Here is a 13,772-nt window from a genome sequence, read left to right as displayed (position 1 = left end):
GGCATGGGACGTATCGACTACCTTCACGACCCCGACGCCCCGCCGGCCAACTCGGTCGTACCGTCGGTCGTTGCGTTCGTGCAGAACGATGCGGGACAGGTGCTCATGATTCAGCGCTCCGACAACGGGCGTTGGGCACTGCCCGGCGGTGGCCACGACGTCGGGGAGTCCATCAGCGACACCGTGGTGCGTGAGGTCTGGGAAGAGACCGGCGTCAAGGCCGAGGTCATCGGCATGTCCGGGATCTACACCGACCCCGGGCACGTCATGAAGTACGACGACGGGGAAGTGCGCCAGCAGTTCAGCATCTGCTTCCGCGCGCGGCCGGTCGGCGGTGAGCTGCGTACGAGCAACGAGACGACTCAGGTCCGCTGGGTGGACCCGGCGGACCTGCGTGACCTGGACGTCCACCCCACCATGCGACTGCGCATCGAGCACGCCATGGACCGGACGCGTACGACCCCCTACATCGGCTGACGCTTGGCGGCGGCGACACGTTCGAGCACGCGCGATGTGCTCGCAAGGATCTCTGGTTCCGCGCGGCGGATGAACGTGCCGATAAGGCTGTCCGGACCGTAGCGCCCTGCGATCTCGTTGACTCGGTCGATCGGGTTCGTGGGCGTTCCATCCGGCGTGGTGTTCATGCCGCAGTAGCAGAGCGCGTCGTTCAAGTGCGCGCTCTCACGAGGGAACTCACCCACCAGCTCGTCATGCAAACCGCGGGCTTCTGCCTCCATCCACGCGCACGAGTGGTGGGCTACGAGGTTCACGACCCGTTCGTCGGCATCGGCGACGTTGCGAAGGTAGCGAGCGCCGTCGAGCGGGTGAAAGCCGGTCTTGGCAAGGTCGGGGGCGTACCCGATGTCGTGAAGGACTGCCGCCGCTTCAAGCAGATCGGCATCCTCACCCAGGACGGGCGCGATCGTACGGGCCCGCTCGGCGACCCCCAAGCAGTGTTGCCAGCGCCGGGGCAGCGGCTCGGCAAGCAGCGACTCGGCGAGGGGGTAGGCCCACTCCGTCAGCTTCGACAAGCTACGAACGCTCCTCTCGAATCGGTGCGGCGCGGACCGTCCGCACCCTGCCTTGCCCACCACCGGCCAGCACGCTGGCCGCCTCCAACTTGTCGAGAGCCTTGGTCACGGTGGGCCGTGACACCCCGAACCGGGCGGCCAGGACGGAAGCGCTGGGGAAGGCTGCCCCCGCTTCGAGCCCTTCATCCGTGATGATCGCCGCGATCCGTTCGTCCAGCGGGCGCCGGTCGGCCGACTCACCCGCCCGCACGACACGCCACCGCCCACCGGGCACCGGTTCAGCCACGCCATCACGCTGGAGTACGCCGAAGGCGCGCAGGGCGACTCCTCGCGAGATCTTGTAGTCGCGCACGAGATCAGCAGCAGACGGGAGCTCCGTCACGTCCGGGTCTGCCTCGTGCGGGCCTTCAGCGCATCGGCGATCTTCAGGAAGGTACCCCGGGGGCTGGCCTGTTCTGCCACGCGCTCCCCCTCTCGGTCAGCCAATTGTCCTACCCCAGCTTCCCATGGTGCCCCGTCAGCTTGATGGGACCTTCTCCGCCTCATCAAGGCCCGCGCACGGCGCGGGCGCGCGCCGCGTTGTCGGCGGGGCCGCCGCCCTGTCTTCGCCAGCGGCGTCCGCCCGGCGGCGCGCTGCGTGCATGCGGGCGAAGGTAGGAAAACCCCGCTGTGGCTGGGGCGGTCGGCTCCACGGCTAGGCAGGGGTCCGTTGCGCCCTCCAGCAAACAAGACCATCGTGCCAGCGAGCGCATACCGCTTCGCCGCTCTGACATCGGCCGGACCTGTAGGAACCCGAGACCCCCTCACGGATCTTTTGCACATCGGCCGCATCACTCAGGCTTGGCGGCTTTCTCGCGATCCGCTTCGCATTTCTCAATGAGCTCTTGCACGCGCGGATCAGAGGCCAGATGCGCCGGAAGTTCTGTGTTGCGATAGACAAATGCGTCGGCAAGTTGCTCTGCAGTCAACCCGTGCGCTTCGGGGAGGTTCTTGTCTTTGGCGGTGTCCGATGGGGGTGTCCAGTACCCAAACCGCTCGTGCGTGAAGTCTGCGGCTGTGAGATCGGCGAACATAAGATTCGCTCCCGTCAGATCAGCTCCTAGGAACGTAGCGTTTTTGAGATCAGCACCAGAGAGATTTGCTCCCGTCAGGTTGGCTCCTGTGAAGTCGGCATCAGCCAGAAGAGCTGTACTCAAGTTCGCGCCTTGCAGATTAGCCCTTCTGAAGCTGACTTTGGCACATTTCGCGCCCAACAGTTCAATGCCTCGCAAATCTGCTTCGTTGAAATTGGCAAGCGTTAGGTTCGCATATGAGAGACGTGCGCCGCTCAAGTGCGTTCCGACTAGCTCCACCCTGTGTAGCATCGCTCCGTGAAAACGATTGTTAAGGACTCGGCGCACATCTAGATTGAGAATTGATCCCTTATCGAAGTGTGGACGGCGTCCGAGAACTGAAATGGCAGCTTGAACGTCCTCGCTGAGGTACGGCACGGGCTTGCTAAAGATATTGTCCTCTGTGGGCTCTGCCCTCTGTCGAATGAAAGCTGCCAGCACCTCCACGACTGTCGAGTGATCCTTCTCACTATCCCGCATGATGCGTTCAAGCGAGTAGATTCCTCCGAGTCGTTCCGTCAGGCTTTCAGAACCGAGGAGCTTAATAGCCTGCACGTATCTCTCTGTGACTTGACCCTCTCGGGATATTTCCGACTGCTCCCTATCTTTCGCTCGCGTATGCTGAAACATCATTTCGGTGTGTCGGTGATTCTTGTGCGTGTAGTAAAGGCCGCACGCTGCCACGGCACCTGCCCCGAGCGCGACCAGCATCGTGCGAAATCCTGTAATGACGACGCCGTCTGCTGGTTCGAGATTCTTCCGGCGAAGATGCGAACCATCGATCCACCATGGACCGTGCCAGAGGAGCAGCCCGTAGCCCACCACCAACAGGGTGAGGCAGCCTGTGAGCGCGATGCGCTTGGTCTTCGGCGTCATGCTCAGCAGCATGTCCTCGGGTTGGTCGCCGGAAGGGCTGGTAGCCGCTTTGCAGAGCAAGATTTGAGGCTCCGAATAGTCAACTGCCCCGCCCTGAGACGAGCCCCGAACCGTTGCTTCTAGGGTGCCAGTTCGCGCGGCTCGGGCCGTCTCTGGGCCGTCCGGCAGTGACCAACGTCGACAAGCAACGACAGGTAGCACGCACATCAGCGCAGGTCAGCCCAACGGCCAACCGCGTCAGATGACGTGGACACCCATTGAAACCAGTTCTAGTTATAGTGGGCAATGGCCGTGTGCCGCGTGCCGTGGGGCGGAGGACTGATGGTGACGACGTTCGAGCACGGCGGGGGCGTACGGTCCGTGGCGGTGCCCATCCCGGACAACCCCCTCGGTCACACGCTGGTCTACGTCGTGGCGACCGACCGTGGCCCGGTGCTGGTCGACACCGGCTGGGACGATCCGGCGTCCTGGGACACCCTCGTGGCGGGGCTGGCCGGCTGCGGTACGGCGGCGGAGGAGGTGTACGGCGTCGTCATCACGCACCACCACCCCGACCACCACGGCCTGTCGGCCAGGGTGCGCGAGGTCTCCGGTGCCTGGGTGGCGATGCACGCCGCCGACACCGCGGTCGTGCGGCGCACCCGGGAGGCCCGGCCGGAGCGCTGGTTCACCTACATGCACGCCAAACTCGCGGCCGCCGGGGCCCCGGAGGAACACCTGGCGCCGCTGCGCACCCCCCGCACCCTGCCCGGCCTCTCCCCCGCCCTCCCGGACCGGGAGATCGTCCCCGGCGAGCTCCTCGACCTGCCCGGCCGCAGGCTGCGCGCGATCTGGACCCCGGGCCACACCCCGGGCCACGTCTGCCTGCACCTGGAGGAGGAGCATCCCGACCGCCGACTTCCGGGAAATGGACGGTTGTTCAGCGGCGATCACCTGCTGCCGCGGATCACCCCGCACATCGGCCTGTACGAGGACCCCGAGGACGCGACCGTCACCGACCCCCTCGGCGACTACCTCGACTCCCTGGAGCGGATCGGCCGCCTGGCGCCCGCCGAGGTGCTCCCGGCACACCAGCACGCCTTCACCGACGCGCCGGGCCGGGTGAGGGAGTTGCTCGCCCACCACGAGGAGCGCCTGGCCGGGCTGCTCACCCTCCTCGCCGAGCCGCTCACCCCCTGGCAGCTCGCCGAGCGCATGGAGTGGAACCGCCCCTGGGCCGAGATTCCCTACGGCTCCCGGAACATCGCCGTCTCGGAGGCCGAGTCCCATCTGCGCCGGCTGGTCAAGCAGGGCCGGGCGGAGCCGGTGGCGGGGAGCGAGCCGGTGGCCTACGTGGCGGTGTAGCGGTGTAAGCGGTGTAAATGGTTCGTCCGCTCTGCCGCGCCCCTGCTACACAGCCGTATGGACCCCATGGAGCGGCTCTTCGCCGAGCGTGCCTGCGAGCGTGTGATCGTCGACTTCGTCCACCGGCTCGACCTCGGTGAACCGGCCTCCGTGGCCGAGCTGTTCACCGAGGACGGCGTCTGGGAGTGGCCCCCGCCGGGAGACGGGCGCCGGATCCGGGGACGGGAGGCCCTGCGCGGGTACTTCGGTTCCCGCCCCGCCGACCGGCTCTCCCGCCGCCTGATGTCCAACGTGCTGGTCACGGTGACCGGCCCGCGCACGGCCCGCTCCGTCGCGTACTTCACGACCTACCGCGTCGACGGACACGAGGGGCCGGGTGCCCCCGTCCCCGCCGGACCGCCCGTCCAGGTCGGTCACTACGAGGACACCTTCCGCCGGGTCGACGGCAGCTGGCTGATCGCCTCCCGCACCCTGCACCTGCCCTTCGGCGGGCCGACCCCGACGGCCGCCGGCGCACTCACCGGAAAGCCAGTTTCCTGATCAACTCCTCTGCGGGGGCGAGCAGTTCGACCTCCCGTCGGCTCATCGTCGGGTTGGCCGCTCGGCGCCTGCGGGCCTCGGTCAGGCCGGCCTCGGTCAGTTCGGAGGGGTCGGCCAGCAGCGCGGCGAGCAGAGCGCGCGCCGGATGGGCGAGGGGCGTGTCGTCCACGGCGACCTGGGCGAGGATCACCGCCGACATGCCCCAGTCCAGACCGGGGTCACCGTCCTCGGTGTTGGACCAGTCGATCACACGGGGGCCGTCCGGGGTGAGCATCACGTTGTCGGGGTGCAGGTCGAGGTGGAGCACACGGGCTCCCGGGTCGGCCGGGTGCCGTCCCGGTACGGCGTGCAGTTGCCGCAGCAGTGCGGCGAGCAGGGTGCCCGCCTCCGTCACGCCGATCCGCCCGTCGGTGAGTGCGGTCAGCAGGGTCGGACCGGACAGGCGTTCCATCACCAGATCGGTGCGCGAACCGGTGGGCCGCACCAGCGGCGCCGGGTACCCGTGCCGTCGTACGTACGCCATCACCGCCCCCTCGGCGGCCGCGTCCCCCCAGCCCTCGCGGTCCCGGCGCAGCACCCACGCCTCGTCGACCTCGTACACGTCGGCCGAGCGGCCCGAACCCAGCAGTCTCCCCGTCGTCATGGCCGTGACCCTAGTCACCGCTCCGGTGTGCCCACAGCCACCCCTCACCCCGCTCAGGGCGGCCGGTAAAGTGGCGGGGTCGTCATCACACCCGTACGGGGGGAAGCCGGTGCAATTCCGGCGCTGACCCTCCCCCAACTCTCGGCTTCGCTCGAGCCGGGGGCACCCCCATCCGTGAGCCGCCCTAAGCGCGGTGAGCCGGACCGCCCCGGACGGACGTTGACCGGCTCGCGTGCGTCGGCGGCCCGCCGCGCACGGCACCGTCGAGGTTTACGGAGCCGAGCCGCCCGGGGTCTCCCGTGCGCTGCCGGTTCCCCGCAGGAGAGGCAGTCGCCGACCATGAACGTCCGCCGCAGTGCCGCGGCTCTCGCCGCCATAGGCGTGCTGGCCGCCGCCGCGCCCGCCACGGCCGCCACCCAGTCCCCGTCCCCCTCTCCCAAGGCCGCGATCCCGTCCGGGCTGTACGGCACGTCCGACCCGACCTACGACGGCGTGTGGCGCCAGTCGCTGACGCTCGTCGCCCAGCGGACCCTCGGCTACCGGCCCGCGGCGCAGGCCGTGGACTGGCTCACCGGCCAGCAGTGCGCGAACGGCGCCTTCGCCGCGTTCCGCGCCGCCCCCGCCAAGGCCTGCGACGGCAAGGTCATGGTGGACACCAACAGCACGGCCGCCGCGGTGCAGGCCCTGAAGGCGGCCGGCGGGCACGACGACGCCGTCGGCAAGGCGGTCACCTGGCTGAAGTCCGTGCAGAACAAGGACGGCGGCTGGGGTTACTCGCCGGGCGGGGCCAGTGACACCAACTCCACCTCCGTCGTCATCGGCGCGCTGACGGCGGCGGGTACGGATCCGGCGGACGTCCGCAGGTCGGGCAAGTCCCCGTACGACCTGCTGGCCGCCATGTCCCTCCCCTGCGACCAGGACGGCGGCGGTGCCCTCGCCTTCCAGCCGGACAAGAAGGGCAAGCTGGCCGCCAACGCGGACGCCACGGCCGCCGGGGTGCTCGGCGCGCTCGGCAAGGGGTTCGTGGTTCAGGCCGGCAAGGCGCCCGCCGGGGACGCGTGCACCAAGGCCGGCCGCCCCGCGCGGATCGCCGACAACGCCGGTGCCTATCTGGCCGCGGCCGTGGGCCGGACCGGGCATCTGCGGTCCGCCCTGCCCGGCGCCAAGGACCAGCCGGACTTCGGCAACACCGCGGACACGGTCGTGGCGCTCGCCGCGGACGGGCGGACCGAGCAGGCGAAGAAGGCGTACGGCTGGCTGGAGAAGAACGCCGGGCCCTGGGCGGCGCAGAGCGGCCCGGCGGCGTACGCCCAGCTGATCCTCGCCGCGCACGCGGTCGGCGCGCAGCCCGGTGACTTCGGCGGCACCAGCCTGGTGCGGTCCCTCAACGCGCTCGGTCCCCTCCCGCAGATGGCGGCGACCGGGTACCAGCAGGAGACCAAGTCCGACGGCGGCTCAGGCTTCGGCGTCTGGTGGTTCGTCGGCGTCTGCCTCGTCGCGGGCATCGGCGTCGGCTTCCTGCTCAGCGGCCGGAAGAAGCGGCAGCCGTGAGGGCCGTCCGCCGCGCCGCGAGCCTGCTGTGCGCCGCGGCCGTCCTGCTGGCCGGGGCGGGGCAGGCGCAGGCCACCGGCTACCGCTACTGGTCCTTCTGGGAGCGGTCGGGCGGGCGCTGGACGTATGCCACGCAGGGCCCGTCGACCGCCCGCCTGGACGACGGCGCCGTGGCGGGCTTCCGCTTCGCGGTGAGCGCCGACTCGGCGGACGCGAGCCGGCCGCGCGGGGCGGCGGACTTCGGCACGATCTGTGCGGGGACGCCCGCCAAGGCCGGCACCAAGCGGGTGGCTGTCGTCCTCGACTTCGGCACCCCCGCGGACGCGCCGTCCGGCGAGACCCCGCCGGCCCGCCGCACGGCCTGCGCGAGGATCCCGGCCGACGCGACGGCCGCCGACGCCCTGGCGGCCGTCGCCCCGCCCCTGCGCTACGACACCAACGCCCTGCTGTGCGCGATCGCCGGGTATCCGAAGAAGGGGTGCGGGGAACAGGTTTCGGCGTCCACCGGCAAGAAGTCGCCGGAGCGGAGCGGCAGTTCGGGCAGTGGGCCTTCCCTGGGGTTGCCGGTCGGCGCGGGGGTGGTCGCCCTCCTGGCGGGGGCGGCGGTGTGGCAGGCACGGCGGCGACGCCATGCGGGGTGACAGCGGGGACCCGTCGGTGCGTACCCGCGGGCGGACCGTTCACCCCGGTGCCTGGTGGCTCTGGGCGCTCTCGCTCGGTACGGCCGCCACCCGTACCACCAACCCGCTCCTCCTGGCCCTCCTCGTGTCGGCCTCCGCCTACGTGGTGGCGACGCACCGCACCGGCACGCCCGCCTCCCGCGCCTACCCGGCCTTCGCCAAGCTCGCCCTCGCCGTGCTGCTCGTCCGCCTCGTCTTCGCGGTGGCGCTCGGCTCCCCCATCCCCGGCACGCACACCCTCCTCACGCTTCCCGAGGTCCCCCTCCCCCGCTGGGCACAGGGCATCCGCCTGGGCGGCAAGGTGACGGCGGAGGCGCTGGTCTTCGCCGCCTACGACGGCCTCAAGCTGGCCACCCTCCTGGTCTGCGTCGGCGCCGCGAACGCGCTCGCCAGTCCCACCCGCCTGCTCAAGTCCCTCCCCGGCGCCCTGTACGAGACCGGCGTCGCCGTGGTCGTCGCGCTCACCTTCGCCCCGCACCTGATCGCCGACGTCCAGCGGCTGCGCGCCGCCCGGCGCCTGCGCGGCCGGCCGGACCGGGGCCTGCGTGGCCTGCTCCAGGTCGGACTGCCGGTGCTCGAGGGCGCGTTGGAGCGCTCGGTCGCGCTCGCCGCCGCGATGGAGGCCCGGGGCTACGGCCGTACCGCCGTGGTCCCCGCCCGCATCCGCCGTACGACGGCCGCGCTCACCCTGGGCGGCCTGCTCGGCGTGTGCGCGGGAACGTACGGGCTGCTCACCGCGGAGGGCGGCACCTACGGCATCCCGCTGCTGCTCGCCGGTGCCGTCGCCGCCCTCGCGGGCCTGCGCCTGGGCGGCCGGCGTTCGCCGCGCACCCGGTACCGCCCGGACCCGTGGGACGCACGGGCCTGGCTGGTCACCGGCTCCGGTGCCGCGGTCGCCGCGCTGCTCGGCCTGGCCGCCGCCCGCGACCCGGAGGCGCTGCACCCGGGCGTGGTGCCCCTCGTCGCGCCCGCCCTCCCCCTGTGGCCGGCCGCGGCGATCCTCCTCGCCCTGCTGCCCGCCTTCGCCGTACCCAAGGACCCACCGGACCCCAAGGAGCCGTCGTGATCCGCTTCGAGGATGTCAGCGTGACCTACGACGGTGCGGCCGAACCCACCGTCCAGGGCGTCGGCTTCGAGGTGCCGGAGGGCGAACTCGTGCTGCTCGTCGGCCCGTCCGGGGTCGGCAAGTCGACCGTGCTCGGCGCGGTGAGCGGCCTCGTGCCGCACTTCACCGGCGGTACCCTGCGCGGCCGGGTCACGGTGGCGGGCCGGGACACCCGCACCCACAAGCCGCGCGAACTCGCCGACGTGGTCGGCACGGTGAGCCAGGATCCGCTCGCCCACTTCGTCACCGACACCGTGGAGGACGAACTCGCCTACGGCATGGAGTCGTTGGGCCTCGCCCCCGAGGTCATGCGGCGCCGGGTCGAGGAGACGCTGGACCTGCTGGGTCTGGCCGGACTGCGCGACCGCCCGATCGCCACGCTCTCCGGTGGCCAGCGGCAGCGTGTCGCGATCGGCTCCGTCCTCACCCCGCACCCGCGGGTACTGGTCCTCGACGAGCCGACCTCGGCCCTGGACCCGGCCGCGGCGGAGGAGGTCCTGGCGGTGCTCCAGCGCCTGGTGCACGACCTCGGTACGACGATCCTGATGGCCGAACACCGTCTTGAGCGGGTCCTGCACTACGCCGACAGGGTGGTGCTCCTCCCGGCTCCGGGCGAGCCGCCGGTCGTCGGCACCCCGCCGGAGGTGATGGCCGTCTCCCCCGTCTTCCCCCCGGTGGTGGACCTGGGCCGCCTGGCGGGCTGGTCACCACTGCCGCTGACGGTGAGAGACGCCCGCCGAATGTCTGCGCCCCTGAAGGAACGCCTGTCCGCCTCCGCACGGGGTGACACTCCGCCGACGGCGGCTGCGGGCGCGTCCGGGCTGGTCGCGCCCACGCGGCGGAGCCGCATATCGACACTGCCCGCGCCCCTTACGGGGCTCGTAGCTGCGGGCAGTCGTGCCGCTGGGGCGGCACGGGTGGGCGCAGCGGCACCCCGCCGGCGCGGGCAAGCGACCCAACCCCCGGCCGGCACCGGCACAGGGCGCCGCCTCCGGTTCCGGCGCCGTCCCACCCTCACCCCGGGCCCCTCGCAGCCGTACATCGCCGAGGTGTCCGCCCTCTCCGTCCGCCGCTCCCGCACAACCGCCCTACGGCACGTGAACCTCACCGTCGCCCCCGGCGAGACCATCGCCCTCATGGGCCGCAACGGCGCCGGAAAGTCCACCCTGCTCAGTTCCCTCGTCGGCCTCCTCGCGCCCACCACCGGGACGGTCACCGTCGGCGGGGCCGAACCCCACCGCACCGCGTCCCCCGCCCTCGTACGCCGCGTCGGCCTCGTCCCCCAGGAACCGCGGGACCTCCTCTACGCGGACACCGTCGCCGAGGAGTGCGCGGCGGCCGACCGGGACGCGGGAGCCGAGCCGGGGACCTGCCGAGAGCTGGTGTCCGAGCTGTTGCCGGGGATCACGGACGGCACCCACCCCCGTGACCTGTCCGAGGGGCAGTGTCTGACGCTCGCCCTGGCCGTCGTGCTGACCGCCCGGCCGCCGCTGCTGCTGCTCGACGAGCCGACCCGCGGCCTGGACTACGGGGCCAAGGCCCGCCTGGTGACCGTGCTGCGCGGTCTCGCCGCCGAGGGGCACGCGATCGTGCTGGCCACGCATGACGTGGAGCTGGCGGCCGAGATCGCGCACCGGGTGGTGCTGCTGGCGGAGGGGGAGGTCATAGCCGACGGGCCGACGGCGCACATCGTCGTCTCCTCGCCGTCCTTCGCGCCGCAGGTGACGAAGATCCTCGCCCCGCAGCAGTGGCTGACCGTGTCCGAGGTGCGCGAGGCCCTCGGATGAGCGCCCCACGCCTGCACGCCGTCCGTCTCGGCCCCCGCTCGCTCGCCGCGCTGGCCCTGGTCAGCGCGGTGGGGGTGGCCGCCTTCGGCTGGCCTTTCCTCGCTCCGCCCGCCTCGCGGCTGAGCGCGCACGCCCAGGACGCGCCCTGGCTCTTCGCCGGTCTGCTGGTGCTGCTGGTCGCGGTCGTGGCGGCGACGATCTCGGAGTCGGATCTCGGGCCGAAGGCCGTGGCCATGCTGGGCGTGCTGGCGGCGACGGGGGCGGCGCTGCGTCCGATCGGCGCGGGTACGGCCGGTATCGAGCCGATGTTCTTCCTGATGGTGCTCAGCGGGCGGGTGCTGGGACCCGGCTTCGGCTTCACCCTGGGCTCGGTGACGATGTTCGCGTCCGCCCTGCTCACGGGCGGGGTCGGACCGTGGCTGCCGTTCCAGATGCTGTCGATGGGCTGGTTCGCGATGGGCGCCGGGCTGCTCCCGGGCCCGGTCCGGCTGCGCGGCCGGGCCGAACTGCTCCTCCTCGCGGCCTACGGCTTCCTCGCCGCCTTCGCCTACGGCACGGTCATGAACCTGGCCGGCTGGCCGTTCATGGGCGCCGCCGCCTCGAACATCTCCTTCGACGCCCATGCCTCCGTCCCCGCCAACCTGGCCCGTTTCCTGGCCTACTGCCTGGCCACCTCGCTCGGCTGGGACCTGGGCCGGGCCCTGTGCACGGTCGTGCTGACCCTGGTCCTCGGCCCGGCCGTGCTGCGCGCGCTGCGCCGGGCCACGCGGCGGGCCGCCTTCGAGACGGCGGTCACATTCGACGGCCCCGCCGCGTGACGGGCGGCACAGCGAACGGTCCCGCTGCGCGAGGCGCCGTATGCGCACCGTGAGCGAGACGGTGAAGCACCCCACATGACGCAGGTCACCTACGATCCACGGCCGTAGCGCCAAATGTCCGATATCTCCCTTAGTGCACCCCCGCTGACCTGCGCTTTGAGACCCACGCCACAGAGCCGACGTTTCCCCGCCATCCGGCCACAACTAGTAAAAGGGGTCATTGCGGACGGCTTTCCGGGCTGCTTCTCTGGACGACGTCGCCAGGCGCCACGAGCCCACCCGGGCCGAGGCGCCGACGCATGCGGCCACAGCACGTGGCCCGTCCCATGCGGGCGATCCCCCGTCCCCGACGCAAGAGGTACTCCGTGTCCGTCTCCTTCATCCGCCGCATCGCTTCCCCGAAGAAGGCCCTCACCGTCGCCGCCGTGGCCGCCGCCACCGCCGGCATGGCCCTGACCGCGGCGCCCGCCCAGGCCGCCCCCGCGTCGGCCTCCTCCGCCCAGGCGATCGCGCACAAGATGATCCCGGACGCCGCGCAGTTCAACGCGTTCAACAAGATCGTCTCGCACGAGAGCGGGTGGAACCCCTCGGCCACCAACAGCTCCACCGGCGCCTACGGCCTGGTCCAGGCCCTGCCGGCCTCGAAGATGGCCTCCGCCGGTTCCGACTGGAAGACCAACCCGGCCACCCAGATCAAGTGGGGCCTGGACTACATGAAGTCCCGGTACGGCAGCCCGGTGAAGGCCTGGAACTTCTGGCAGGCCAACGGCTGGTACTGAGCCACTCGGTAGCCGCCGCCCAGCACGCATGCGCACCCTCGCCCTTCGACCGGCGAGGGTGCGCGCGCATGTCCGGACCTCGGGGGAGGCAGGAACGGGGCGTTGGGGTAGGGGTGCTCCTGCCTCCCTCGGGGTGGGCCGACCCGGGGGTCAGCCGGTGGTGACCCGGAGTTCCTTGACGCCGTTGATCCAGGCCGAGCGCAGCCGCCGGGGCGGCTCGACCGCCCGCAGGCCGGGCATGGCGTCGGCGATCGCGTTGAAGATCAGGTCGATCTCCAGGACCGCCAGGGACTTGCCGAGGCAGTAGTGGGGCCCGCCACCGCCGAACCCGAGGTGGGGGTTGGGGTCACGGGTGATGTCGAAGGCGTCGGGGTCGGTGAAGACCTCGGGGTCGTGGTTGGCGGAGGCGTAGAACAGCCCGACACGATCACCCTTCCTGATCCGCACCCCGCCCAGTTCCGTGTCCTGTGTGGCCGTCCGCTGGAAGGCGTTGACCGGGGTCGCCCAGCGCACGATCTCCTCGGCCGTCGTCCCGGGCCGCTCCCGCTTGAACAGCTCCCACTGCTCGGAATGGGTCAGGAACGCGTGCATCCCGTGCGTGATGGCGTTCCGGGTGGTCTCGTTCCCGGCCACCGCCAGCATCAGCACGAAGAAACCGAACTCGTCGGAGTTCAGGTTGCCCTCGTCCTCCGCCGCGACGAGGGTCGTGACGATGTCGTGGGCGGGGCACTCCTTCCGCTCGGCGGCCATGTTCATGGCGTAGGCGATGATCTCGGCGGCCGACTGGGCGCCGACCTCCTCGGTGATGGCGTACTCGGGATCGTCGTACGCGATCATCTTGTTGGACCAGTCGAAGATCTTGGACCGGTCCTCCTGGGGTACGCCGATCAGCTCGGCGATGGCCTGCAGGGGCAGTTCGCAGGCGACCTCGGTGACGAAGTCGAAGGGCCCGGAGCGGGCGCGGGCACTCGCGACGATCGCCTCGGCACGCGCCCGCAGCCGGTCCTCGAGGGCTCGTATGGAACGTGGCGTGAAGCCGCGCTGCACGATCTGCCGCACCCGCGTATGTTCCGGAGGATCCATGTTGAGCAGGATCAGCCGCTGGGCGTCGATCGCGTCGCGCTCGATGTGCTCGTTGAAGCGGATGATCGCGGTGTTGACGGTGGAGGAGAAGAGTTCGGGGTGCGTGGAGACGTACCTGACGTCGGCGTGCCGGGTCACGGCCCAGTAGCCGGTGTCGGCGAAGCCCGCGATGCCGCGCGGTTGCGGGATCCAGCGGACCGGCTCGGTGCGGCGCAGCTCGGCGAACTCCGGGAGGGGCACACGGTGGTGCAGCAGGTCGGGGTCGGTGAAGTCGAACCCGTCGGGCAGCGCGGGGCAGGGCATCGGAGAGCTCCCGTCGTCGTTCTGACGGCCCATCAGCGAGTGCGGTGAACGTAGTAACGGGTTCTACAAGTCGCAAGAGGTACGGCAACCCCAATCCGTGCGGAATTCGTGCAGATCGCG

Annotated in this window: 14 protein-coding genes; 9 read left to right on the top strand and 5 right to left on the bottom strand. The window is 71.1% G+C overall.

The features are described from left to right. The first annotated feature begins 3 nt into the window (after positions 1-3). The gene (locus ABB07_RS27110; RefSeq protein ID WP_208901153.1) at positions 4-477 is read left to right on the top strand and encodes an NUDIX domain-containing protein; all 474 of its coding nucleotides are present in this window, start codon (positions 4-6) and stop codon (positions 475-477) included. Here the strand turns inward: ABB07_RS27110 and ABB07_RS27105 are convergent. The 3 genes from ABB07_RS27105 to ABB07_RS27095 form a co-directional block, all read right to left on the bottom strand. Next, positions 465-1,031, bottom strand: a complete 567-nt coding sequence (locus ABB07_RS27105; protein WP_208901152.1) for an HD domain-containing protein — start codon at positions 1,029-1,031, stop codon at positions 465-467. The two genes, ABB07_RS27110 and ABB07_RS27105, sit on opposite strands and share 13 nt — an antisense overlap. Before the next feature lies 1 nt (position 1,032). Continuing rightward, complete coding sequence (locus ABB07_RS27100) at positions 1,033-1,383, bottom strand: GntR family transcriptional regulator (RefSeq protein WP_244189540.1); 351 nt, start codon at positions 1,381-1,383, stop codon at positions 1,033-1,035. Between the two features lie 478 nt (positions 1,384-1,861). Continuing rightward, entirely contained in the window at positions 1,862-3,019 is a 1,158-nt protein-coding gene (locus ABB07_RS27095) for a pentapeptide repeat-containing protein (protein WP_208901151.1), read from the bottom strand. A 321-nt stretch (positions 3,020-3,340) separates the two neighbouring features. Between ABB07_RS27095 and ABB07_RS27090 the strand changes: the two genes are divergently transcribed. Continuing rightward, complete coding sequence (locus ABB07_RS27090; RefSeq protein ID WP_208901150.1) at positions 3,341-4,363, top strand: Strvi_7410 family MBL fold metallo-hydrolase; 1,023 nt, start codon at positions 3,341-3,343, stop codon at positions 4,361-4,363. A 57-nt stretch (positions 4,364-4,420) separates the two neighbouring features. Continuing rightward, positions 4,421-4,903, top strand: a complete 483-nt coding sequence (locus ABB07_RS27085) for a nuclear transport factor 2 family protein (RefSeq protein ID WP_208901149.1) — start codon at positions 4,421-4,423, stop codon at positions 4,901-4,903. Here ABB07_RS27085 and ABB07_RS27080 read toward each other — a convergent pair. Further along, positions 4,881-5,546, bottom strand: a complete 666-nt coding sequence (locus tag ABB07_RS27080) for a phosphotransferase (protein ID WP_208901148.1) — start codon at positions 5,544-5,546, stop codon at positions 4,881-4,883. The genes ABB07_RS27085 and ABB07_RS27080 overlap by 23 nt on opposite strands. A gap of 339 nt (positions 5,547-5,885) precedes the next feature. On the opposite strand from ABB07_RS27080, the gene ABB07_RS27075 reads away from it, so the two are divergent. The 6 genes from ABB07_RS27075 to ABB07_RS27050 all read left to right on the top strand — a co-directional run bounded on the left by ABB07_RS27075 (position 5,886) and on the right by ABB07_RS27050 (position 12,266). Beyond that, the gene (locus ABB07_RS27075; RefSeq protein WP_208901147.1) at positions 5,886-7,097 is read left to right on the top strand and encodes an SCO2321 family membrane protein; all 1,212 of its coding nucleotides are present in this window, start codon (positions 5,886-5,888) and stop codon (positions 7,095-7,097) included. Continuing rightward, the gene (locus tag ABB07_RS27070) at positions 7,094-7,738 is read left to right on the top strand and encodes an SCO2322 family protein (RefSeq protein ID WP_208901146.1); all 645 of its coding nucleotides are present in this window, start codon (positions 7,094-7,096) and stop codon (positions 7,736-7,738) included. The genes ABB07_RS27075 and ABB07_RS27070 overlap by 4 nt, the downstream gene beginning before the upstream one ends. Then, positions 7,728-8,843 (top strand): CbiQ family ECF transporter T component, encoded by a 1,116-nt coding sequence (locus tag ABB07_RS27065; protein ID WP_208901145.1) that lies wholly within the window; start codon positions 7,728-7,730, stop codon positions 8,841-8,843. The genes ABB07_RS27070 and ABB07_RS27065 overlap by 11 nt, the downstream gene beginning before the upstream one ends. Next, positions 8,840-10,669: an ABC transporter ATP-binding protein gene (locus tag ABB07_RS27060; RefSeq protein WP_208901144.1), complete on the top strand. Its 1,830-nt coding sequence runs from the start codon at positions 8,840-8,842 to the stop codon at positions 10,667-10,669. Before ABB07_RS27065 ends, ABB07_RS27060 begins: the two co-directional genes overlap by 4 nt. After that, positions 10,666-11,487, top strand: coding sequence for an ECF transporter S component (locus ABB07_RS27055; protein WP_208901143.1), 822 nt, complete (start codon positions 10,666-10,668; stop codon positions 11,485-11,487). Before ABB07_RS27060 ends, ABB07_RS27055 begins: the two co-directional genes overlap by 4 nt. A 365-nt stretch (positions 11,488-11,852) precedes the next feature. After that, positions 11,853-12,266: an aggregation-promoting factor C-terminal-like domain-containing protein gene (locus tag ABB07_RS27050; protein ID WP_142218866.1), complete on the top strand. Its 414-nt coding sequence runs from the start codon at positions 11,853-11,855 to the stop codon at positions 12,264-12,266. A gap of 150 nt (positions 12,267-12,416) precedes the next feature. Here ABB07_RS27050 and ABB07_RS27045 read toward each other — a convergent pair whose 3' ends face one another. Next, complete coding sequence (locus tag ABB07_RS27045; protein WP_208901142.1) at positions 12,417-13,652, bottom strand: cytochrome P450; 1,236 nt, start codon at positions 13,650-13,652, stop codon at positions 12,417-12,419. Between the last annotated feature and the right edge of the window lie 120 nt (positions 13,653-13,772).

The sequence above is a fragment of the Streptomyces incarnatus genome (assembly GCF_001027185.1).
GTDB classification, from domain to species: domain Bacteria; phylum Actinomycetota; class Actinomycetes; order Streptomycetales; family Streptomycetaceae; genus Streptomyces; species Streptomyces puniciscabiei.
Note: the sequence above shows the minus strand (reverse complement) of the source record. Positions and strands in the feature narration are given on the sequence as shown.

Bases quoted from the DNA above. Each gene is read 5' to 3' on its own strand.
- ABB07_RS27110 (WP_208901153.1), top strand. From the start codon at position 4: ATGGGACGTATCGACTACCTTCACGACCCCGACGCCCCGCCGGCCAAC.
- ABB07_RS27095 (WP_208901151.1), bottom strand. From the start codon at position 3,019: ATGACGCCGAAGACCAAGCGCATCGCGCTCACAGGCTGCCTCACCCTG.
- ABB07_RS27090 (WP_208901150.1), top strand. From the start codon at position 3,341: ATGGTGACGACGTTCGAGCACGGCGGGGGCGTACGGTCCGTGGCGGTG.
- ABB07_RS27085 (WP_208901149.1), top strand. From the start codon at position 4,421: ATGGACCCCATGGAGCGGCTCTTCGCCGAGCGTGCCTGCGAGCGTGTG.
- ABB07_RS27080 (WP_208901148.1), bottom strand. From the start codon at position 5,546: ATGACGACGGGGAGACTGCTGGGTTCGGGCCGCTCGGCCGACGTGTAC.
- ABB07_RS27075 (WP_208901147.1), top strand. From the start codon at position 5,886: ATGAACGTCCGCCGCAGTGCCGCGGCTCTCGCCGCCATAGGCGTGCTG.
- ABB07_RS27065 (WP_208901145.1), top strand. From the start codon at position 7,728: ATGCGGGGTGACAGCGGGGACCCGTCGGTGCGTACCCGCGGGCGGACC.
- ABB07_RS27055 (WP_208901143.1), top strand. From the start codon at position 10,666: ATGAGCGCCCCACGCCTGCACGCCGTCCGTCTCGGCCCCCGCTCGCTC.
- ABB07_RS27045 (WP_208901142.1), bottom strand. From the start codon at position 13,652: ATGCCCTGCCCCGCGCTGCCCGACGGGTTCGACTTCACCGACCCCGAC.